General features: G+C 44.7%; 13 protein-coding genes and 1 CRISPR repeat array. Of the genes, 10 read left to right on the plus strand and 3 right to left on the minus strand.

Annotated elements, in window-relative coordinates; genetic code table 11:
- The first annotated feature begins 281 nt into the window (after window positions 1-281).
- The 5 genes from arcC (at window position 282) to ACRD7A_RS17850 (ending at window position 10,113) form a co-directional block, all read left to right on the plus strand.
- Complete coding sequence (gene arcC / locus ACRD7A_RS17830) at window positions 282-1,265, plus strand: carbamate kinase (RefSeq protein WP_430812701.1); 984 nt, start codon at window positions 282-284, stop codon at window positions 1,263-1,265.
- 14 nt (window positions 1,266-1,279) lie between these two features.
- Entirely contained in the window at window positions 1,280-2,281 is a 1,002-nt protein-coding gene (locus ACRD7A_RS17835) for an ornithine carbamoyltransferase (protein ID WP_430812702.1), read from the plus strand.
- Window positions 2,282-2,403: 122 nt separating this feature from the next.
- The gene (locus ACRD7A_RS17840; RefSeq protein ID WP_430812703.1) at window positions 2,404-5,256 is read left to right on the plus strand and encodes a S9 family peptidase; all 2,853 of its coding nucleotides are present in this window, start codon (window positions 2,404-2,406) and stop codon (window positions 5,254-5,256) included.
- A gap of 232 nt (window positions 5,257-5,488) precedes the next feature.
- Entirely contained in the window at window positions 5,489-8,830 is a 3,342-nt protein-coding gene (locus ACRD7A_RS17845) for a LamG-like jellyroll fold domain-containing protein (protein ID WP_430812704.1), read from the plus strand.
- Between the two features lie 416 nt (window positions 8,831-9,246).
- On the plus strand, window positions 9,247-10,113 hold the full coding sequence (locus ACRD7A_RS17850; RefSeq protein WP_430812705.1) for a mechanosensitive ion channel family protein: 867 nt from the start codon (window positions 9,247-9,249) through the stop codon (window positions 10,111-10,113).
- 116 nt (window positions 10,114-10,229) lie between these two features.
- Here the strand turns inward: ACRD7A_RS17850 and ACRD7A_RS17855 are convergent, their stop codons facing one another.
- The gene (locus tag ACRD7A_RS17855) at window positions 10,230-10,577 is read right to left on the minus strand and encodes a hypothetical protein (protein WP_430812706.1); all 348 of its coding nucleotides are present in this window, start codon (window positions 10,575-10,577) and stop codon (window positions 10,230-10,232) included.
- Between the two features lie 270 nt (window positions 10,578-10,847).
- Between ACRD7A_RS17855 and ACRD7A_RS17860 the strand changes: the two genes are divergently transcribed.
- The 5 genes from ACRD7A_RS17860 (at window position 10,848) to ACRD7A_RS17880 (ending at window position 17,803) form a co-directional block, all read left to right on the plus strand.
- Entirely contained in the window at window positions 10,848-12,854 is a 2,007-nt protein-coding gene (locus ACRD7A_RS17860; RefSeq protein ID WP_430812707.1) for an alpha amylase C-terminal domain-containing protein, read from the plus strand.
- A 1-nt stretch (window position 12,855) separates the two neighbouring features.
- A complete protein-coding gene (locus tag ACRD7A_RS17865; protein ID WP_430812708.1) occupies window positions 12,856-14,556 on the plus strand; it encodes an alpha-amylase family glycosyl hydrolase in 1,701 nt (566 codons plus the stop codon).
- A gap of 11 nt (window positions 14,557-14,567) precedes the next feature.
- Window positions 14,568-15,902: an MFS transporter gene (locus ACRD7A_RS17870; protein WP_430812709.1), complete on the plus strand. Its 1,335-nt coding sequence runs from the start codon at window positions 14,568-14,570 to the stop codon at window positions 15,900-15,902.
- Between the two features lie 10 nt (window positions 15,903-15,912).
- Entirely contained in the window at window positions 15,913-17,079 is a 1,167-nt protein-coding gene (locus ACRD7A_RS17875; RefSeq protein WP_430812710.1) for an MFS transporter, read from the plus strand.
- 85 nt (window positions 17,080-17,164) lie between these two features.
- Entirely contained in the window at window positions 17,165-17,803 is a 639-nt protein-coding gene (locus tag ACRD7A_RS17880; protein ID WP_430812711.1) for a GNAT family N-acetyltransferase, read from the plus strand.
- Between the two features lie 180 nt (window positions 17,804-17,983).
- Here ACRD7A_RS17880 and ACRD7A_RS17885 read toward each other — a convergent pair whose 3' ends face one another.
- Window positions 17,984-18,832, minus strand: coding sequence for a restriction endonuclease (locus ACRD7A_RS17885; protein WP_430812712.1), 849 nt, complete (start codon window positions 18,830-18,832; stop codon window positions 17,984-17,986).
- A 154-nt stretch (window positions 18,833-18,986) separates the two neighbouring features.
- A complete protein-coding gene (locus ACRD7A_RS17890; RefSeq protein ID WP_430812713.1) occupies window positions 18,987-20,147 on the minus strand; it encodes an iron-containing alcohol dehydrogenase in 1,161 nt (386 codons plus the stop codon).
- Window positions 20,148-20,262: 115 nt separating this feature from the next.
- Window positions 20,263-22,469: a CRISPR direct-repeat array (repeat unit 36 nt; unit sequence GGTATATCTTATTGCTTATTAGAATCAAACCACAAC).
- Window positions 22,470-22,716 lie beyond the last annotated feature (247 nt).

Consider the following 22,716-nt stretch of genomic DNA (forward strand, 5'->3'; position numbering starts at 1 on the left):
GGCAGCGGACAAAAATAGTAATTAATAGCCGAGTGAAATGCCTCTTGATCGCACAAAATAGTCCATTAATCAAAATGGCAATGGTGTCACTTATCTGTGAATAGTTATAGTGCCATATTTCGCCATCTAATATTGCGGAGGTATCCTGCGTAAAGACTTAGCTTATATTTTACAACAGCGTCAGTCTCTGTGTGATATATATCATGTAAAAAATCGTTAAAAGTTTGTTATATCGCAATATGAAGACCTAATTAAATCAAATCACTTAAATCTACAAAACCATGGGCAAATTAGCTGTTATTGCACTTGGAGGAAATGCTCTCTTACGCGACAGTCAGTCGGGAACCATTGATGATCAGGAGCAAAACACTACAGAAACATTGGAGAATATTGTTTTTCTTCTGCAGGAAGGATATAATATTGTAATATCTCACGGTAACGGGCCTCAGGTGGGTAACATTGTGATGCGCAATGATGCCGGTGAGCAGATGTATAATATTCCGCAGATGCCCCTGGATGTATGTGTGGCCGATTCGCAGGGAGGTATCGGATACATGATTGAGCGCTCGCTGAAAAATGTAATGCGCCGGCACGGTATTAAACGTAATGTAATCACCCTGATGACCACTGTTGAAGTTGATCCGCAGGATGCCGCATTTAAAAACCCTACAAAGCGCATTGGTAAGATTGTGAGCAGGGAGGAAGCCGATAAGCTGACCCGGGAGAAGGGCTGGACTTTTAAAGAAGAGAAAAAAACGACTAGTGGCTACCGCCGTGTAGTTCCTTCGCCTCAGCCTAAGACGGTTGGTAACTGGGAGGTCATAGAAAGAAATGCGCGTGAGGGAACCATTATTATTGCTGTGGGCGGTGGTGGTGTGCCCGTTTATACCGATGAAGATGGGGATATTCGTCCCATTGAGGCGGTAATCGATAAAGATTTAGCCAACTCACTTTTGGCACGCCAGATAAAAGCCGATCGCTTTTACATATTAACCGATGTGCCCTTTGTTTATCACAACTATGGAAAGACCGATCAGAAAGTATTGGAGTTTTTAAATATTGAGGATACCAATAAATATCTAGCGGCCGGTACCTTTGGAGAAGGAAGTATGGCACCCAAGATCAAGGCAGCTCTTCAGTTCGTTGAAGGGGGAGGTGAGATGAGTATTATCACCGAGGCCACCAAACTGGTTGATAAGGCTTACGGAACCAAAATTACTGCGGAATATGATGAGGCTGACTTAAAAAAATACGATAACCTATAATAAAATACAGAATTATGGCATTCAACCTAAAGAATAGAAATTTTCTGAAACTGTTAGACTTTACGCAGGAAGAAATTAAGTTTTTACTAAAACTATCGCAGGACTTAAAAGCGGCCAAATATGCCGGTATTGAGCAGCCCCGTATGACGGGTAAAAATATAGCCCTGATTTTTGAAAAGTCATCCACTCGCACGCGTTGTGCCTTCGAAGTAGCGGCGCATGATCAGGGAGCCCATGTTACTTACCTTGGCCCCTCGGGTTCGCAGATCGGTCATAAAGAGTCGATGAAAGATACGGCTCGGGTATTGGGCCGTATGTACGACGGTATTGAATATCGCGGTTATGGGCAGGCCATTGTAGAGGAACTGGCCGAATATGCCGGTGTACCTGTTTGGAACGGTCTTACTGATGAGTTTCATCCCACCCAGATACTGGCTGACTTCCTGACCATGATGGAACATTCCAGTGTTCCGCTTAATCAGGTATCCTACGCCTATTTGGGTGATGCGCGCAACAACATGGCCAACTCCTTGTTGGTGGGAGGTGCCATTATGGGCATGGATGTGCGCATTGTTGGTCCTCGCTCCTTACAGCCCGATCCTGAGCTGGTGCAGCAGTGTGAGGCCATTGCAGAAAAATCAGGCGCCATCATCACGGTTACTGATGATGTGAAAGAGGGTGTGTCGGGTTGCGATTTTCTATATACCGATGTGTGGGTGTCCATGGGCGAGGCCGATGAGGTGTGGAAAGAGCGCATAGACCTGTTGAAACCCTATCAGATTAATATGGAAACTATGGAGGCTACTGGAAATCCGGCGTGTAAGTTTCTTCACTGTCTGCCTGCGTTCCATAACCGCGAGACCAAAGTGGGAGAGGAAATCTTCCAAAAATTTGGACTGGACGGTTTGGAGGTGACTGAAGATGTGTTTGAGTCGCGAGCATCCATTGTATTCGACCAGGCCGAGAATCGTATGCATACCATTAAAGCCGTTATGGTGGCTACTCTGGGTGCTTAGTTATAAGGTTCTTATTGTTATTAGAAGGCATCTCTTATTGGGATGCCTTTTTCAATTTTGCCGCTATTAGGCAGGCATTCGTCTGTTTTTCTTATCTTCAATGCTTAAAAATAAGTTATACCATGAATATTTCTTTCGTAAACATGATTACTATGGCCTTGTTGGGCTGGCTCATTGCCCTGCCAGCCGGGGCCGATGAAAAAAAGAAACTGGATGCTTCGGTGTACGATGGCTGGAAATCTATTGACCGCGGTTATTCGCTGTCTAATGATGGTAGCCACGCCGCCTATGTTATAAAACCGCAGAAGGGCGACTCTTACCTCTATGTTTATAAGGTCAGCGAGCAGCGCCTCGACTCAGTGCCGCGTGGAGTGTCACCGGTTTTTTCCTGTGCTAATTCGTTTATCGCCTTTACTGTGAAGCCCCAGGCTGATACGATTCGCGCTTTAAAACTGAAGAAAACCAAGAAAGATAAAATGCCGAAGGACAGTTTGTTTATCCGTCTGCTGGATGGTGGTCAAACCACCAGAATAACGGCCGTTAAGGAGTGGCGTACGCCTGAGAAAGGCGGCAACTGGCTGGCCTATATGCTGGAGGAGGAAGTGAAAAAAAAGGAGACTGCAGAGGATACCCTAACGAACAAGGAAGGCTCAAATACCCAAAAGAAAGAGAAAGCGGAAGCTAAGGAGAAGAAGTCCAAAAAGGCCTTTAAGTCTAAAGGTAAGCCGCTGGTATTTTACCGGCCAACAACCGGCGACAGCCTCTATGTGGAGAAAGTGAGTCATTATGCTTTGGCTGAAAATGGTACTGCTGCTTATGTGGTGCAGAGTATGGGCGATACTGCTGAAGTATCTAAAGTGCTCAGGTTTAACCCGGCATCTTTTAATGTCGATACCTTGTTCACGCAAATTGGAAAGATTGAAAAAGTAGCCAGTGCCAATAATGGGGAGCAGTGTGCATTTTATTACTCGCCCGATACAGCTGATACAAAACTATATCGCCTGTATCACTATGGAACTAAGATGAAGGCACCCCGCATGATTATTGATACGATCCATCCAAACTTGCCAAGCCAATGGGCAGCACGTACCAAGGGTAAGCTTAAATTCTCTGAGAATGGCGAACGCCTCTTCTTTGAAGCCGGTGAGCGCCCTGCTTCAGAGCCCAAAGATACCCTGACCGCTGATGAGAAAACACATCTTGATATTTGGAACTGGAAGGATGTTGATTTACAGCCCATGCAGAAGAAGAATATGAAGCGCGATAAGGATCCTACTTATGACTGTGTTTATCATATTCGTAAGCAACAAGTGGTGCAGTTGGGAAATACAAATCAGCGTACGGTGGAAGTGCCCGATGAAGGGAATGCTCAATATGGCATTTTATATGACTCCACACCTTATCGCTGGGCACGCACCTATTCAGGACGCTGGTCGGCTGATGTTTATCGGGTGGATATGCTTACCGGAGAAAAAACGCTGTTGCTAAACGATCAGGCCGGTAAAGCAATGGTGTCGCCTAAGGGGGATTGGATGGTGTACTATAAGCCGGAAGATGGTCAATATTATTCGCTTTATATTAAAACAGGTGCCAGCAAGCTAATATCCGGAGGGGCTGATGTTAATTTTGCCGATGAGCTGAATGATACGCCCAACCAAGCGCGTGCTTACGGTGTAGCCGGTTTTAGCGCTGATGGTAAGCATGTACTTGTTTACGATCGTTATGATATTTGGAAGTTGAGTCTCTCCGGTAAATCAGCGGCACTGTGCTTAACTAACAGACAAGGACGTAAGCACACCACTGAGTATCGCTATGTGAAGCTGGATAAAGAAGCCAAAACCATCGATCTGAGTAAAGAGATGCTGCTTATTACCTTCAACGATGTGAATAAACAGGCTGGTTTTACTCGTTTAGAAGATGGTGATCTACAGCAGATGATGATGGGTGACTACCGTGTTTATGCACCGCGTAAAGCCCGGGAGGCCAATGTGATGGTATGGCGCAAATCGACCTTTAAACAGTATCCCGAATTACTTATTAGTGAAGGCGATTTGAATGATGCAAAGGTGATTAGTAACACCAATCCTCAGCAGAGCGATTATATCTGGGGTAATATTCAACTTGTGGATTGGGTGGCATCCGATGGCCTGACCCATCAGGGCTTACTCATTACGCCGGAAAATCTCGATCCGAAGAAGAAATACCCTATGATTTCGTATTTCTATGAGCGTTACTCTGATAATCTACATGGCTATCGGCCACCGGCACCTAGCCGTTCTACGGTAAACTGGAACTTCTATGCCTCCAACGGTTATGTTATTTTTGTGCCCGATATTTTCTACCGCGATGGCGATCCCGGACTGTGTGCATACGAAGCCGTTGTGAGCGGTTGCCTGGCCATGGCTGATCGTTATCCTTTTATCGATCGCGATAATATGGGCATACAGGGACAGAGCTGGGGCGGCTATCAGGTGGCTCACCTGGTGACTCGTACCAATCTTTTTAAGGCTGGTATGGCCGGTGCACCCGTTAGTAACATGACCAGTGCCTATGGGGGGATTCGCTGGGGCAGTGGAATGAGCCGTCAGTTTCAGTATGAGCGCACGCAGAGCCGTATAGGCGGTACGCTTTGGGAAAAAACCAGTAAATACATCGAGAATTCACCGGTGTTCTTTGCCCCGCAGGTGGAAACACCACTTCTGATGATGCACAACGATCAGGACGGGGCAGTACCCTGGTATCAGGGCATTGAGTATTACATGGCACTGCGTCGCCTTGAAAAGCCCGTGTGGATGCTGGTGTATAACGATGAGCAGCACAATTTAACACGACGTGCCAACTCTAAGGATCTCAGTATTCGAATGATGCAGTTTTTCGATCATTACCTGAAGGGAGAACTCATGCCGGTATGGATGCACGACGGTATTCCCGCCGTTAAGAAAGGTAAAGAGCTGGGTTACGACCTAGTAGAATAATACATATTATATAAAAATAGCAATACCAATAAACAACCCTCATCAATAACGATGGGGGTTGTTGCTTTTTTAACTGCCTTTGTCTATTGTTCCACCTATGACTCAATGACTTTTATCAGGTTGATACTAACTTTACTTTGCATTAGGTATATTTGGCGCCCTGCTGAAACCCGCTTGCTTTTGGGGCATGGTTAAAGCGGTTTTATTATTCATACACATAAACATCACACCCATGAAAATGATTTGGATTAGCACCATGCTGATATTGCTGCTTGGTGTTATACCAGCCAAGGCTCAACACGAAAAGAGCTTGCCAAAACTATACCAGCAGTTGCTGGATGAAGGCTGGCATCGAAAAGAAATTGATCAGCTGATGCAGAGTTATTTACAAGAGGTTTCGGGCTTACCCTCTAAAAAAGATTTGCCGGGTACGCCTTTACCCAAACCGAATCCGCAGTTGCTCGAAAATGTGGCCCAGGTGCACCTTTGGGCCAATCGTTACCGACAGGCCTACGAAACTTTTACAAGCAGCTTTCCAGATGCCGATCAGACAAGTGGCATGGTAAACGCTGATAAGATTGAACCTAACCAAGCCATTAAGCGGCAACGTGGCCTTTGGAAACATGTGGATATGTATGCTACGGCGGGTCGTATCTACGACCTTGAATTGCACCCTGATAACGAAAAGGTGATGTATGCCAACCCAGATGGCGATGGTATTTTTAAAACCGAAGATGGTGGTTTTACGTGGCAGGTCATTACCGATAACATCCCGGATCGTCTGCATCGCGATGCTTACGAGAACATCATTGTGGATCCGGCAGATTTTGATCATGTCTTTTCCATATCGCGCTTTGGTAACTTGTATGAAACAAAGGACGGTGGTGCGCATTGGCAGCAATTGAAAAACAGCCTTCATGCCGAAGGCCGCGCCCCGCAGTTTAAATGGGTCGAAGCCTTCCGTAATGAAAGCAATGATTTAATTATCATTGGATCGGTGACTAAAAAATCCGGCTTAAACCACGGTTGGGAACCGGGCATTTACCGTTCCGACGATCAGGGTCAGGCCTGGAGCAAGGTGGCTATCCAGGGGGATAAATTCCAGGAAATGGCCTTTCATAAAACGCAAAAGGAGCTGATCTACCTGGCGAATCAATCCATGTTATTCAAATCGGATAACGGCGGTGTGTCATTTAAGCTGATGCATGACTTTGAGTTTGGTAATCGGCCCATGTTTATTTCAACCTTAATTGGAAACCAGGCCGATGCGCTTTATGTGGCACTGTCGCAGGGCAATGATACGCGGGTGTATTTTTCGGGCGACCAGGGCCAGTCGTGGGAATTGCGTCAGGACTCGCAGCAGAAGATTGGCACTGACTTTGGCATCTTTGGTAAGTCAGGTAGCAGTGGCTGGACCAGTTTCTTCGAAGTTGATCCCTTTGACGCCAATCACTTGATTGCTTCCAATGTGGGCAGTTGCGAATCGTTCGATGGTGGCCGTACCTGGGAGTATCAGGCCTGGAGCACACGTGCTTTGGCTCAGATGCCCGATGGTAGCCGGCAGCTGGCGCCACATGGCAGTCATAATGCCGATAACCATGTTCTGAAGTTTCACCCCAAAAAGAAGGGTTTTAAAGTAAAGGGCTGCGATGCAGGCATCATGATGAAGGAGCAGGCCGACACCAATTGGGTGAATATCAATGGTAATATGCCGGCCTTTTTGTGGTATTCGCTGGTGGTTAATGAGTTTGGCGATCGTTACATCGCGGGGAATACGCAGGATGTTAACATCCAGACTTACCGCTACAATACTTGGGAGAATGATCGGGGTTATGAGGGCGATGCCATCTTTATGAATCCATCTACCAATACCACCTACTATCCGGTGGCCAAAACCGAGCCGGGCGAAGGTTTAAACTTCCTGGAGCCGGGGTTCTGGAAAATGCATTCCTGGAGTTATCCCAAGGTGGCGGTTAATTATCAGAATATGGATCAGGTTTACATTGCCTACGGCCGTCGTCCAACCGAACCGGAGCGACAGTTACCCAAATATTTATATGTAAGCGATAACCGCGGGGTGTCTTTCAGGCGTGTGCCCAATATGAACGATAAAGAGGTGTTCTCCATTAATGTGTCGCGCACCGAAAAGCCGCTTTTAACAGCTTTTACAGCAACTGATGTCATGATCAGTGATGACGAAGGGGAAACCTGGCAAACTAATGCCTACCCCGAAGGCTTTAAGGGTACCCAGCACAAACGCCGTGTGAGTGGATGTGTCGATCCGGATAAGCCCCAGCAGATTTGGTTGGGCGGTGCCAATGGCGCGGTCTATCAGTCGGCCGATGGCGGTCAGTCCTGGGCATCGATCAAAGGCAGCTTACCCGATGGGCATGTGATCGAATTGTTGTATCACGAAGGCACAGCCGGCGATTTGTATGCCTTGGTGCAGGGTTATGGCGTGTTTTATAAAGCCGCTGAGGCAAGCGACTGGCAGCTGTGGATGAAGGGTTTCAATCTGGCTGATTTTACTGAGATCCGCATCGACTACCCAACGCAAAAGTTGCTGGCCGCCAGTTACGGGCGTGGCCTGTGGGAAGCCGACCTGGAAAAGACGGTTGATCGTTTTTTTGCACAGCGTCAACCACTCATCAAAGCCCTGGGTAAAATCAACGGAAAGCATGCCTTTGCCCTGGATGCCCCTTGGCAATTACCGGCCTTCTATAACTTTAACTGGCTGTTAAACGGCGAGAAGCAAGGCAGTAACGCTCGCGTGCTTTTGCTTGACAGAGTAAAAGCCGGCGACGAGCTGCAACTCGAATTGTCGCCGGTGTATGCCACCGATGTGCGGATAACTGCGCAGCATCAGGTAAGCAAGCCGGTAAAAAATAAAGTGAACTTCGAAAAGGAGCATAGCCTGTTTTTAAAGGATCAGTTTATCGATTTGGGTTATGTCGATTATTTTGGGGCAAGTCAGGATTTCACCTTCAGCACCTGGATTAAGCCAATCACCGAAGGTCTGGTGGCTGCTAACCGTCGCATTTTCTATCGCGATGCCAAGGGTTGGTACCTGGAAGTGACCAAAGACGGGGCCTTGCACTTTAATGCGGCTTTCTATCAAAACCGATCGCTTGATAAGACGTTTAATCAGGCAGCAGATCAAGCCTTGGTGCTGAGCACTGAAAAGGGCCTGATTGAATTTAACCAATGGGCTCAGATCACCGTGACTGTCCGACGCGATAAAGCGCTTGACATTTATGTGAACAACAAGCTGGTGGCCTCGCAGTCACTGGCAGACATGCCGGCCGATTTATCACTGAGTAATGTGATGAACCTAACCATGCTGGCCGATAGTTATGGTAAGAAACGCATGATTGCTGAAGTGAAAAATATGGCCATCTACAGCAAAGCTTTGCAGTTGGACGATATCAGGCGGGCTGCGGCTAAAGGTGCCCGTCATGCCGATCACCTGACTTTCTACATCGATTTTAACAGCGGATCGAATAACTCAGAGCTTTACACCGGTCGAAAAATCAGGTTGAAAGGCTCCGCTTATCTGCAGGGGAAGGCCCGCTAACAGATAGCATGCAGTGTTAAACCAACTGCCATAATCATACATAAAGCATCCGGATTCAGAATTTCGTTTTGGATCCGGATGCTTTTTTAGATTTAGGCTTTATTAGTGCCTGACAATTGAAATCATTGTATTTTTTTGGTAGAGAATATAAGCAAGCTACCAATCGTCTCGATACTCAGATCTTGATGCTTTGTACTTTTCTGGCTTGTCCAGGTTGGGTAATCATTCAGTTCTATGTATTTATTTAGCACTATGTTGCTATACTGTACTTGTGGGTATTTATAGAAGTGATTAAAATGAATATGAGCCATAAAATAATCATCTAAATAGAGTAAATTGCCGCTTTGAATTCAGTAAGGATAGCGATTCATTATGTCGTGCAGATTCTGCCCTGTTTAGTCAAGTAATTTTATATTATGGATGCCTATATTTTTATCATTAATATTATTGCAGCCCTTGTGGTTGCTTTTATCCTGAACCTTGTTCTGCAGCGTCTTATAAAGATGTATATGACACGTTTCGTTAAGCGTGTTTCGGCTGATGCTACCTCATTTTCCTTTCTAAAAAATTCAGTGGGTTTTATCATATGGAGCATGGCTTTTATCTATATTTTGCATTATATACCGGGGCTTAGCGAAGTGAAAACAGCTGTGTTTGCCAGTGCCGGTATTTTCGCAGCCATCATTGGTTTTGCTGCCCAAAAGGCCTTTGCCAATATCGTTGGCGGTATCTTCATTCTTATATTCCGTCCTTTTCGTGTGGGCGATATCATATTTATCGGTGTGGATTACCGGGGTGTAGTGGAGGAAATCACCTTGCGGCACATTGTTATTCGCAATTATGAAAACCGGCGCATCATCATACCCAATGGTATCATTAGCGACGAGACCATTGTAAATAGTTCCATTGCCGATTTGCGAATTAAAAAGCACATAGAGTTTAGTATTGGTTTTGATGCCGATGTGGCACGGGCGAAGGAAATTTTGCGCGAAGAGGCTGAGAAACATCCGCTGACCCTTGATGTGCGTAAGCCTGAGGATATTGAGAAAGGCAGCCCAAAGGTAACGGTACGAACCATTGCACTGATGGAATATGCCATTAAGATACGGGCCTATGTATGGGCCAAAGACAGTGATGATGCCTTTTTGATCAGTTGTGATTTAAACGATATCATCCTGCGTCGCTTTAAGCAGGAAGGAATCTCTATTCCCTACCCACATCACAATGTCATTATTCAGCAGTCGGGAAATGCAAAAAATGATGATAAGCAGGTAGTGAACTGATCAGTAGGACTATAGTAGTTGCGACACTGGAGGCCGTGATGTAAAACATATCGGATGACACTGTGAAATAGCCAGGTCATCCGATTCGTTGTATTCGTCAGTGATCCATACAGTTGCTAATCCTCTTCATCTTCCGGTTCTTCCTCATCAAGATACTCGGATAGGTAGTCAACATCGCTGTGCTTATCGGCATATGATTTATGCACTTTGCTTTTTAGCTTAAAGTCATCACCAAAGTCATCATCATCTTCCATTATTTCAATGGCCATTTCAGACGACATACGCAACATATATACTTTCTCGTCGGTTTCGAAGCGCAAGGCTGAAATGCGGTGCCCTTTGCTGTCACTAAACCAGATGATGTTGTCATGAAACCCTTCGGGATAAACCAGCTTGAGCTGCTCCTTCAGGTCCTTGGCTAGTTTTTGGTAATCCATGATTACCTTTGGTTTACTTGTAATCATATTAGTTTTTTTACCCTGGTGATACTTTAGTTTTACTGCTGCTAATATAAAAACTGTTTTGACAGTATAACCGCGTTTTCGTCAATATTTTTCATAGATCTGCCATTGTTAATATAAACACCTGAATATTAATATATAGTGGGTGTATCCAGTGCTTTTGCACTATTTTACTGCCAATGTCATTGGTCAAATAATTTTGAGTAGCCGGTAATTTTAGTTGTATCTTTAGCATAGCCGTTCTGCAACTTATTTCCAACCATCGTTGTGCCTATGCCAAATCATATTACCGATATCGATGCTTTTCTAAAGCCTTTTATTACTATCATTCACGAACGAAGTAATGCTGCACGTGCCAAGGAAGGCCTTCTGACCGATGGGTCGCTGTATGAGTTTGCTAATGGTCATCAATATTACGGGTGGCATTGTGTGGGTGATCATCTTGTTTTCAGGGAGTGGGCGCCCAATGCTACGCAAATGTATTTGATAGGTGATTTTTCGCATTGGCAGGATAAGGAAGAATTTCGTTTTGAAAAAAAGGAATATGGTGTTTTTGAGCTTTGTATCAATAAGAAGCGGCTCCCCCATAAAACGCTTTATAAACTGAAGGTACACTGGCCGGGGGGCTGTGCTGAGCGAATTCCTGTGTGGGCTACGCGCCTGGTTCAGGATGATGATACAAAACTATTTGCAGCCCAGCTATGGATGCCACCGCAACACTATGTATGGAAGCACGAGGTACAAGATGCTGTGCCTGAGGTGCCTTTGGTTTATGAGGCGCATGTGGGCATGGCTACCGAGGCGGAAGGAGTGGGCAGTTACAAAGAGTTTACGCGCGATGTGCTGCCCCGTATCAAGGCGGCTGGCTATAATACCATACAACTAATGGCCATACAGGAGCACCCTTATTACGGCTCATTTGGCTACCATGTATCCAGCCTGTTTGCGCCTTCATCGCGCTTTGGTACACCCAATGAGCTGATGGAACTGGTGGATACGGCTCATGGTATGGGCATGGCCGTTATTATGGACCTGGTGCACTCCCATGCAGTTAAGAATGAGCTGGAGGGCTTGGGTAACTTTGATGGTACACCCTATCAGTTTTTCCACGATAACGAGCGGCGGGAGCACAAAGCATGGGATTCGCTCTGTTACAACTATGCACGGCCCGAGGTGCTGCACCTCTTATTGTCTAATATCAAATACTGGCTGGAGGTGTTTCATTTCGATGGTTTCCGTTTCGATGGGGTTACCAGTATGCTGTATCTCGATCATGGCCTGGAACGTTCCTTTAGTGGCTATGAGGTGTATTTTGATGGAAATCAGGATGAAGATGCCATTATCTATTTAGCCTTGGCCAACAAGTTGATTAAACAGTGTAAGCCCGCATCTATCAGTATCGCTGAGGAAATGAGCGGATATCCGGGACTGGCTTCACCCATTGAGCAAGGGGGCTTGGGTTTCGACTACCGCCTGTCCATGGGAACGCCCGATTACTGGATTAAGCTGATCAAGGAATATAAGGACGAGGACTGGCCGGTGGGAAGCATCTTCTATGAGTTGAGCAACAAGCGTAAGGAGGAGAAAACCATCAGCTACGCCGAGTCGCATGACCAGGCATTGGTGGGTGATAAGACCTTGATATTTCGACTGATGGATGCCCATATGTATTGGGGCATGCGTAAAAGGGATCAAAGCCTGGTGGTAGATAGGGGCATGGCCTTGCATAAGCTGATCCGATTAATGACCTTCTGCTGCGCCGGCAATGGATATCTTAACTTTATGGGCAATGAATTTGGGCATCCTGAGTGGATAGATTTTCCCCGTGAAGGTAATAACTGGTCCTATCAATATGCCCGTCGTCAGTGGAGCCTGGTGGATAACCCCGAGCTGCGCTTTACTCAGTTGAATGCCTTTGACAGGGACATGATTGCCTTACAGTATAAACATCGGTTTATCAACGAAGCGTATATTGAGTGCCTCGAAGCCAATGAAACGGATAAAGTGTTGGCCATACGACGCAAAGATTTGATTTTTGTGTTTAACCTGCATCCTGAGCGTTCATTTACTTTCTATGGAATTAGCGTGCCGCCCGGTAATTATAACATCGTGCTAAATTCTGATGCCGTGGATTTTGGAGGCTTTAACCGGATTGATGAAAGTATTGATTACTTTTCGCGCCCTGAGGCACAAATGTCGAGCAGGCACCGCCTCCATCTCTACCTGCCCAGTCGCACGGCTATTGTATTAAAACATACACCACCCAAACGCCTTTTCTGATATGTCAGCCTCCAAAATGATAATTTATCAACTCTTGCCCCGCTTGTTTGGCAATACCAATACTTCTGTAAAACCTGATGGTAGCAGAAGCATGAATGGTTGCGGTAAGTTCAGTGCCATTAGCGAACGTGCCCTTGACGCATTCTGTGATATGGGTATTACGCATCTTTGGCTTACGGGGGTTATTGAGCATGCTATTGTGGAGGGGTATCCCCAGGCTGGCATTGAGGATGGTAACCCCTTGCTGATAAAGGGTAAGGCAGGTTCACCCTACGCTATCAAAGATTATTATGATGTGAATCCTGATCTGGCAGATAAGGTGAATAATCGTATGGTGGAGTTTGAAGCCCTTGTAGCGCGCATACACCGTAAGGGTTTGAAGGTGTTGATCGATTTTGTGCCCAACCATCTGTCGCGTGTCTATCGTTCCGATCGCAAGCCCAAGGGTATAGATGACTTTGGAGCCAAAGATGATAGTGGCTTGGCGTTCAGTCCTTCCAATAATTACTATTACTTGCCTGGTCAGCCCTTGCAGCTACCGGAAACGCTTCTAAATTGCTTTCCCGATGCACATTACGAAGAGCTTGTGGCCCGCGCTACCGGCAATGATGTGTTTCGGCCAAATCCCGGAAAAGATGACTGGTACGAAACGGTGAAGCTGAACTATGGCATTGATTACCGGGGAGGAGCGAAAAAGTATTTCGATCCCATACCTGATACCTGGCATAAAATGTTGCATATATTGCACTATTGGGCTGCCAAGGGTGTGGATGGTTTTCGTTGCGATATGGCAGAAATGGTGCCTGTGGAGTTTTGGCAGTGGGCCATCACCCAACTAAAGAGCACTTTCCCCTGGTTGGTTTTTATTGCCGAGATTTATCAGCCAGCACTTTATAGAACATACCTAAAGACCGGTAATTTCGATTTTTTATACGACAAGGTGGGTCTTTATGATACTTTGCTCGTCGTTAGCCAAGGGAAGCAGCCGGCCACGCATATCAGTCAATGTTGGCAGAGTTTGCAAGGTATTGATAAATATATGCTGCGATTTATGGAGAACCATGATGAGCAGCGTCTGGCTTCGCGTTTTTTATTGGGCGATGGGAGCAAGGCGATTCCTGCTGTGGTGGTGGCAGCACTGATGCATCAGGGGCCATTACTGCTCTACAATGGGCAGGAGGTTGGTGAGCGCGGCGAGGGACCCTGTGGTTACAGTGGTGATGACGGACGTAGCACTATCTTTGATTATTGGAACTTGCCCGAGCACCAGAAATGGATGAACGAGGGCTCGTTTGATGGTGCCATGCTCAGCCCGGATCAACATGAATTGCGGCGTGCCTATTGCGATATTATTGATCTGTGCAAGCAGCCGGCCGTCACTTCCGGTTTGTTTTACGATCTTGTGTGGTATAACCGGAATAACCCTGCTTTCAACAGCGATAAAGTGTACGCTTTTTTACGTTATAGTGATGAGCAGTGTTTGTTAGTGCTTGTTAATTTTGCCAACGAGAAACAGCAGATTCGGCTGCAATTACCTGCACATGCCTTACAGTTACTTAATATGCCTCGTCCCATGAAAATCACTTTTCAAGCACTTGGTGGAAGCTATGAAGTAAGCATAGGCAGTGAAGAGTTGATTGGTGAGGGTTTGGCGGTAGTGCTGGATGCTTACTCCTATAAGGTGATGGCAATGACCTGGTAAGTACATTTGCGGTGGAGGAGATCATTGCCTTGTCGGCCTACGCTAAAAAATACTTACCTTTGCGCGCTATGAGTATTTTTAGTAAACTAAGTGGGGAAGAGGCACGTACCTTTAGGCTGCATCTGTTCTATAGCAGCATCGATGGCATAGCCAGTGGTGCCCTCATTCTTAATGAGTTTATCTTTATCAAATCCCTGAACGGCTCCAATGTACAGCTGGCTTTTCTGTTTCAGTTCAGCATGGTGGTGTTTTTATTTGCCATGGTGGCCAATGAAATAATGCGCCGCTTTAGTAATCGCCAACGTTTTTTGCGCATTACCGGTATTATTACCCGACTACCGCTTGTGGGGCTTGCCTTTTTTCCGAATGTGACCGGTGACAATGGCTTACCGCCTATCTATCACCTGATTTTCCTCGCTGTTTTTCTCCTGTTTCACACTTCCAAGATAGCGGTGGTCCCCTCGGTCAATCAGTATCTCAGAAGTAATTACCGCGAGGCGCTCTTTGGCAAGCTATTTGGCTATGCCACTACGCTTAATAAAATATTCGTACTTCTGACTACTTTTCTAGTGGGCGAATTGCTGCATATCAACCCCAATTCCTATAAAATATTTTATCCTATCGTTGGTGTACTGGGTGTTATATCGGTATTTCAGCTTACAAAAATTAACTTTATTCAGAAGCGCGAGGCGGTGATCAAGCCCGTGTGGCATGCTCTCAGTGATTCCTTTGTGAGAATAATACAGATTTTGCGAAATAATAAGCCCTTTCGCCATCTGGAAATGGGCTTTATCCTCTATGGTTTTGCCTGGATGAGCACCCACGCTGTGGTTACTATTTTTTACAAAGAGGCCTTGGATGTGAATTACCCCACAGTGGCTCTTTATAATATTATATTTAATCTTGTGGCCATTATGTTACTGCCCCTCTTCGGCCGTTTAATCGGCAAGCGCGATCCACGTCGTTTTGGGATATTAACCTTTGGCTCCTTAATGCTTTTTATAGCCTTTACAGCACTAACCGCCTATTTTCCCTATTACTTTATAATAGGTAACTATAAAATATACTATCTCTTTTTAGTAGCGCTCTTATTTAATGGTGTTTTTACCGGAAGTATGCCCATTTTATGGGGTATTGGCAGTAGTTACTTCTGTAAATCGCACGAGGCAGCTGATTATCAGTCAGTGCATTTGTTTCTAACGGGTTTGCGCGCTTTGTTTGCACCCATTATTGGTATCAAGCTCTATGAGTTATATGGTTTTACCTTTACTTATGCTGTGGGCATTGCTTTGTTGCTGATGGCCATTTCCTTAATGATATATTCCGAGAAGCACTTTAAGCGATAACGATAAGCAGATGTACAGCGCTAATATTACAAAACTATACTTCATTAAGGTGGCCAAATGGTTTATGCTAACCATGCCCATTCTGATGTTGTTTTTTCAGGATTTGGGATTTAGCGTTGAAGAGTCGTTTCAGTTGAAGGCCATATACAGCATTGCTATTGTGGTGTTTGAGATTCCTTCGGGGTATGCCGCCGATGTGTTGGGTCGCCGCCGTACGCTTATTATTGGTAGTCTGATGGGAACACTGGGTTTTGCCATTTATGCTGTTAGCACTGGCTTTTATGCTTTTCTGGCGGCGGAACTGATTTTGGGTGTGGGGCAGAGTTTTATCAGTGGTGCCGACTCAGCCTTGCTCTATGATAGCCTGAAAGCAGATGGACGTGAGCGTCATTACCTCAAATACGAAGGACGTAATTTCTCAGTGGGTAACTTTAGTGAGGCTTTGGCCGGTTTTGCCGGCGGTGCCTTGGCCGAGATCAGCCTGCGCACGCCCTTTATCTTTCAGACCGTGATTGCTTTTATTGCTGTGCCGGCTGCCTTTATGCTCGTGGAGCCACAGCTTTATACGCGTAGGCAAAAGGCTACCTGGCGCGATATTTTTGCCGTGGTGAAATATGCCATGGTGAGCAATCGCAGTCTGCGGTATAATATTATTTATTCATCTATCATTGGCTCAGCCACCCTTACCATGGCCTGGGTGTATCCGCTCTATCTCAAAGAGATTGGATTTCGGGAAATACATATTGGTATGAGCAGTACCCTGGTCAACCTTGTGGTGGGCATGACTACCCTTTTTGCCTATAAAATAGAGCAACGCCTGCGTCCCAAGCTTACCGTATGGGGTACTACACTGCTGATTACCGGTGGTTTTGTGCTGGCCGGACTGGTGCATTCAGTTTATGTATTACCGGTGCTGGTGTTGTTCTACTTTTCGCGGGGCATCGCCACCCCGGTGCTGAAGGATTATATCAATCGTATTACGGCCTCTGAGATGCGCGCCACTGTTTTGTCCATTCGCAGCCTGATTATTCGCGCTAATTTTGCTGTGCTAGCCCCTTTATTTGGTTATCTGACCGATCGCCTTTCCTTGCAACAGGCCTTTATCATTATCGGAATTATTTTTATTGTACTGACCGGTTCAAGCATCTTCTTATTTCTTCGTTCTCTTAAAAATTAGGGCTGTAATTGTATTTTTATTAAATTCAGCCTCCCAAACTTAACGATGCACCTTGATCAGTTCAAGCTGCCCCAAAATCTATTTTATGGATACAGTTTATTTTGATCTCCCCCTCATTGAATGGATTGGCTATCTGGCCTCAACGCTAGTACTTATTTCTTTAAGTCTCTCATCCATCGTGAAATTGCGAATTTTTAATCTTATAGGCGCCGCCATATTTTCCTTTTATGGCTTTTATATCAACGCCTTGCCGGTAGGTATAATGAATCTTGTCATCTGTATTTTTAATATTTATTATTTGCGTTCATTGCTGCTTAGGAAAGAAATGTTTGATGGTGTGTGGGTAAAGGATAGCGATGAGTATTTGCATCTTTTCCTTAATCATTATCAAAAAGATATACGACGTTTTTTTCCGGGTTTCAAGACTGATCAGGTAAAGGGCTGTCAGATACTGATGGCTGTGCGGGATATGAATGTGGCCGGTGTGATGTTATTGTCGGAGAATAAGGAGGGTGAATCCAATGTGTTGCTCGATTATGTTACGCCCCAATACCGCGATTATAAAACTGGTAAATATCTGTTGCGTAAGTTTAAAACCGATCTAATAGAAAAGGGTATCCATCGCCTGACCACTCATTCTGCTAACGCCATGCATATTAAGTACCTTAAGCGCATTGGCTTTGAAAGTAGCGGAACGTCCTATCAGTTGGATTTGTGCAAGTAGGAGGTGTTTGTTGCAACAAGTGGTGGCAAATCCCACTTATGAATAAGCAAAAATGCAGCACAAGAGCGCCGTTCGAAAGGAAGCACTCTGTAGGCTGCTTATATTCATTTTACAGGACACGCCTCGATTAAATATAAGTTGGTATATCTGGAATGAAAAATGACCGGAACTGTAACGACCCTACTCAATAAAGGCCTTCAATTCTCGCCGGCAGGCCCGCAGATTACGGGGCGATAGAGGCAGACTGGTTTTTTGTTTGATCTTCTCATACAGGTCGTGGCACATAACGATGCCTTTGCCTAATAGCTCGGTTTTCTCGCGCCGTGTGATAGAGGAAAGGCTGGTGATGGGATGCAGGTTCTCCAGCTCAATCCAGTCTTTTAGGTTTCCTTTTTTGGGGTAGTCCCAACTGAGCAGGGTGAGGCCGTAATCGCGCCCAAACTTAATAGCATCTTCGGTAAAACGTGTGTTTGTAACAATCCAGCCCTGCGTCTGTGTGTCTTTCAGGCTAGCATCGTAATGACGAACACGTGTAAGGTCGTCAAAGCGCGAGCGGATATACATGGGTACCTTCACGTTAGTTTTAGTGCCCTGATAATTGTGAAATTTGCACTCCACAAAAATGTGTTTGTGGTCGTTGGTGGCAATCACATCAATCTCATGGCGTACACTGTAGCCATTCACCAGTTTGCCCACCTCTACTTTGAAGCCCCGTGCCTTAAATAGTTCGCCTACAAAAAACTCAAAGGGATAACCCGAAGGTCCTAACTGAAGTACAGCTTGCTTCAGCCTGTAATTAACGGCGGTTTTACTTTCTTGCTTCTTCAGTATTTCATAGGCTTTGCGGTAGATATCGTGCGTAAGCATACCATCGTGCAGCTCCATACCCACGGCTTTAAGAATATGGTTAGCCATTTCTTCGCTGGCACCTGAGCGTATCAGTGAATCAAGCAGTTTATCACTATCGAAATAAACGCTCTCGCCGGAGGCTTTCTGAATAAGATAATTGGAGAGGGTTTTTGTGTGCATATCTTTTGTTTTGTATAAAGATAAGGGAATATTTAAAGTCGGCACTGCCAGCACAATTCTTTTGTAAGCCCTCTCGTGTATTCGTATAAGCAATATTTGTATGGCGCATTAATGGAGCCGAATAGCATGAATTGCTATCCGGCCAGTATAATTATTATAGTGCCTGCTCGTATATCTGACGGCTGATATCCAGGTTGAGGTCACGCGTTTCGGAAAGAGCCGTCATGCCTTTTTTCTCCAGCCCTTCAATGAATTGATCAATGGCCGATGCCTCAATGCCATAATCCGATAGTTTGGTTTTAATACCCAGACTGTTAAAGAATGCCTCAGTTTTGACGATGGCGGCCTCAATGATCTCCTCATCGCTTCCTGCTTTTATCTGCCAAACCCGCTCGGCATATTGCAATAGCTTGTCTTTTTTCTTATCCTTACGCACCCTTAGCATCGAGGGGAGTACGATGGCCAGTGTTTGTCCGTGATCAACACCATAGAAAGCGGTGATTTCATGCCCCAGCATATGGGTGGCCCAGTCTTGTGGTACACCGGCGCCAATAAGCCCGTTAAGCGCCATGGTGGCGTTCCAAACCAGGTTAGCACGTGTGTCATAGTCTTCGGGATGGTCAATGGTTTTCCTGCCTATCTCAATTAGGGTCTGTAATATGCCTTCAGCAGTACGATCCTGGAAACGTCCATCCACCGGCTGGGTCAAATATTGCTCGGTAGTGTGCACAAAGGCATCCACCACGCCATTGGCCACCTGTATAGGCGGTAGGGTGTAGGTAATTGTGGGATCGAGGAAGGAAAATTGTGGGAATACGCAGGGATGCATAAATGGGTATTTACCATTTTGATAGGTGACCACACCACCCATGTTCATCTCCGAACCGGTGGCAGGAAGGGTCAGCACCGTGCCCAGGGGCAGTGCTTCGGCCTTGCTGGAAGGAGAAAAATTACCCGTAAGCAGCGTTTCAGGATCGTTGCCTTTATATTTAGCAGCCAGGGCAATAAATTTGGTACCATCCATAACCGAGCCTCCACCAACAGCCAGTAGAAAGTCAACCTTTTCCTTTTGAACCTGATCAACGGCTTTCATCAGTGTCTCAAACCGCGGGTTGGGCTCTACACCACCAAACTCAATCAGCTGGTAGCTTTTCAATGCCTCCGTCACCTTTTGCAAGGTGCCATATTTCTTCACACTGCCACCCCCATATACAATCATCACCTTCGCATCGGCAGGTATGTGCTGATGTAGTTCGCTTAGTCTGTCTTTGCCAAACACAATATGTGTTGGATTGTAAAAATTAAAATTTAACATGCTGTATAATTTTAAGCGTTGCTATTGATCCATTATCCTTAAAATAACAAGCTAAGGGTAAAAAAGGTTATGGAATCATCAGGTGGCGGTATGATTAATACGAAGGCACTGAGTCTGGTAATCTTATTGCTTATTAGAATCAAACCACAACAGAGCCTTATGTGCATTATGATGTAGAGTTGGTATATCTTATTGCTTATTAGAATCAAACCACAACGAGCGATAAAATCATAGCTGGCAGCGAAGAGGTATATCTTATTGCTTATTAGAATCAAACCACAACGGAAAAGCTTATTGATGAAACCGATGCCAAGGTATATCTTATTGCTTATTAGAATCAAACCACAACACGTCGTAAGTAAGACCAGCGGGCGGCGACGGTATATCTTATTGCTTATTAGAATCAAACCACAACACCAACCATTAGCACAAGGAACGCTTGATAGGTATATCTTATTGCTTATTAGAATCAAACCACAACTCATTGCAAATATAATAAAATTAAATAGTGGTATATCTTATTGCTTATTAGAATCAAACCACAACACTTGAATGAAATCCCTTATTCATGGCTAAGGTATATCTTATTGCTTATTAGAATCAAACCACAACTACGGCAGGTAGTTCTTCTTCTCTATACTGGTATATCTTATTGCTTATTAGAATCAAACCACAACAGCTTGATTCAGGTGAGACTAAGAAGGTTGGTATATCTTATTGCTTATTAGAATCAAACCACAACACCGGAACATCGCATGGGTTCAGCACATGCGGTATATCTTATTGCTTATTAGAATCAAACCACAACACAACAATTGTGTTCCAATCCGAACCGAAGGTATATCTTATTGCTTATTAGAATCAAACCACAACTTTAGCGTTGTATTGGTCGAATGGTGCAAAGGTATATCTTATTGCTTATTAGAATCAAACCACAACACTTCTTTTCCTACGGCATTGATGTATTTAGGTATATCTTATTGCTTATTAGAATCAAACCACAACAACCGCAAGCGGCAATTGCGTCAATATATCGGTATATCTTATTGCTTATTAGAATCAAACCACAACAGCCAAAGATTTTTCTGTCCGTTCTGTCAGGGTATATCTTATTGCTTATTAGAATCAAACCACAACGGTGGAGTCGGCCGCTAAATACATGCTAGAGGTATATCTTATTGCTTATTAGAATCAAACCACAACACGAATATATCAATTAGGCAGTGTCGCGGAGGTATATCTTATTGCTTATTAGAATCAAACCACAACCGGCCGTGCTACTTTTCGCCATGGCAAATTGGTATATCTTATTGCTTATTAGAATCAAACCACAACAATAATAACAATACCATCCACGGTCATCTGGGTATATCTTATTGCTTATTAGAATCAAACCACAACACCGTCTTACTGCACTTTAAATCGGCTTCCGGTATATCTTATTGCTTATTAGAATCAAACCACAACACTATCTTGAATAGCTTTCACTATCCGCTCGGTATATCTTATTGCTTATTAGAATCAAACCACAACCGGCAGAGGGTCGCCATCCACGCCAACGAAGGTATATCTTATTGCTTATTAGAATCAAACCACAACTGCGCCGAGTATTTCATCCACCACGCTCTGGTATATCTTATTGCTTATTAGAATCAAACCACAACTCAAGGCCTGATTGGATGCAGTGGATAGCGGGTATATCTTATTGCTTATTAGAATCAAACCACAACACATTCAGAAGGTGACCTTTGATGCTGGAGGTATATCTTATTGCTTATTAGAATCAAACCACAACACCGGCTGACGCGTTAAGCCGGCAGGCCTAGGTATATCTTATTGCTTATTAGAATCAAACCACAACATTATGGGAATATTTAAGAGCTTATTTGCAGGTATATCTTATTGCTTATTAGAATCAAACCACAACGCTCGCTGCTGCTACTTTACCTACTACGGTGGTATATCTTATTGCTTATTAGAATCAAACCACAACATCGCGATAGAGGGGCAATGGGTATCCTGGGGTATATCTTATTGCTTATTAGAATCAAACCACAACACCCTTGCCTCGTAGTTTGCCCGCAAGGATGGTATATCTTATTGCTTATTAGAATCAAACCACAACACGGAGGCTAATGACATATTTGGAAAAAGAGGTATATCTTATTGCTTATTAGAATCAAACCACAACATAAAGTCCTTTACGTCTTTACAGGCATTGGTATATCTTATTGCTTATTAGAATCAAACCACAACGTACCGCTATCAGGAGGATAAGCTAAAGGCGGTATATCTTATTGCTTATTAGAATCAAACCACAACCGCGCGCCATACAGACCTTTATGTACGGTGTATGCAGCTGATTTTCTTATGCGAAAAATTAACACGGAAGTGTATTTGAGACTATATTAAGTGGATTTTTTTCAGGATGTCAAAGAACGCAGCTAAAAGTAGGGAAAAGTGTATTAAAAACCTAATTGGCTAAAATAGCTCATTTATTCGGTAAGTATAAATCAATATCAATTGATCCAATAGCTATTTCGCATTAGGATGTAAGTTTTCCATTAAC

This window comes from Carboxylicivirga longa (assembly GCF_050589825.1).
GTDB classification, from domain to species: domain Bacteria; phylum Bacteroidota; class Bacteroidia; order Bacteroidales; family Marinilabiliaceae; genus Carboxylicivirga; species Carboxylicivirga longa.

Bases quoted from the DNA above. Each gene is read 5' to 3' on its own strand.
- ACRD7A_RS17845 (WP_430812704.1), top strand. From the start codon at position 5,489: ATGAAAATGATTTGGATTAGCACCATGCTGATATTGCTGCTTGGTGTT.
- ACRD7A_RS17840 (WP_430812703.1), top strand. From the start codon at position 2,404: ATGAATATTTCTTTCGTAAACATGATTACTATGGCCTTGTTGGGCTGG.
- ACRD7A_RS17860 (WP_430812707.1), top strand. From the start codon at position 10,848: ATGCCAAATCATATTACCGATATCGATGCTTTTCTAAAGCCTTTTATT.
- ACRD7A_RS17880 (WP_430812711.1), top strand. From the start codon at position 17,165: ATGGATACAGTTTATTTTGATCTCCCCCTCATTGAATGGATTGGCTAT.
- ACRD7A_RS17890 (WP_430812713.1), bottom strand. From the start codon at position 20,147: ATGTTAAATTTTAATTTTTACAATCCAACACATATTGTGTTTGGCAAA.
- ACRD7A_RS17865 (WP_430812708.1), top strand. From the start codon at position 12,856: ATGTCAGCCTCCAAAATGATAATTTATCAACTCTTGCCCCGCTTGTTT.
- ACRD7A_RS17875 (WP_430812710.1), top strand. From the start codon at position 15,913: ATGTACAGCGCTAATATTACAAAACTATACTTCATTAAGGTGGCCAAA.
- ACRD7A_RS17855 (WP_430812706.1), bottom strand. From the start codon at position 10,577: ATGATTACAAGTAAACCAAAGGTAATCATGGATTACCAAAAACTAGCC.
- ACRD7A_RS17850 (WP_430812705.1), top strand. From the start codon at position 9,247: ATGGATGCCTATATTTTTATCATTAATATTATTGCAGCCCTTGTGGTT.
- arcC (WP_430812701.1), top strand. From the start codon at position 282: ATGGGCAAATTAGCTGTTATTGCACTTGGAGGAAATGCTCTCTTACGC.
- ACRD7A_RS17885 (WP_430812712.1), bottom strand. From the start codon at position 18,832: ATGCACACAAAAACCCTCTCCAATTATCTTATTCAGAAAGCCTCCGGC.
- ACRD7A_RS17835 (WP_430812702.1), top strand. From the start codon at position 1,280: ATGGCATTCAACCTAAAGAATAGAAATTTTCTGAAACTGTTAGACTTT.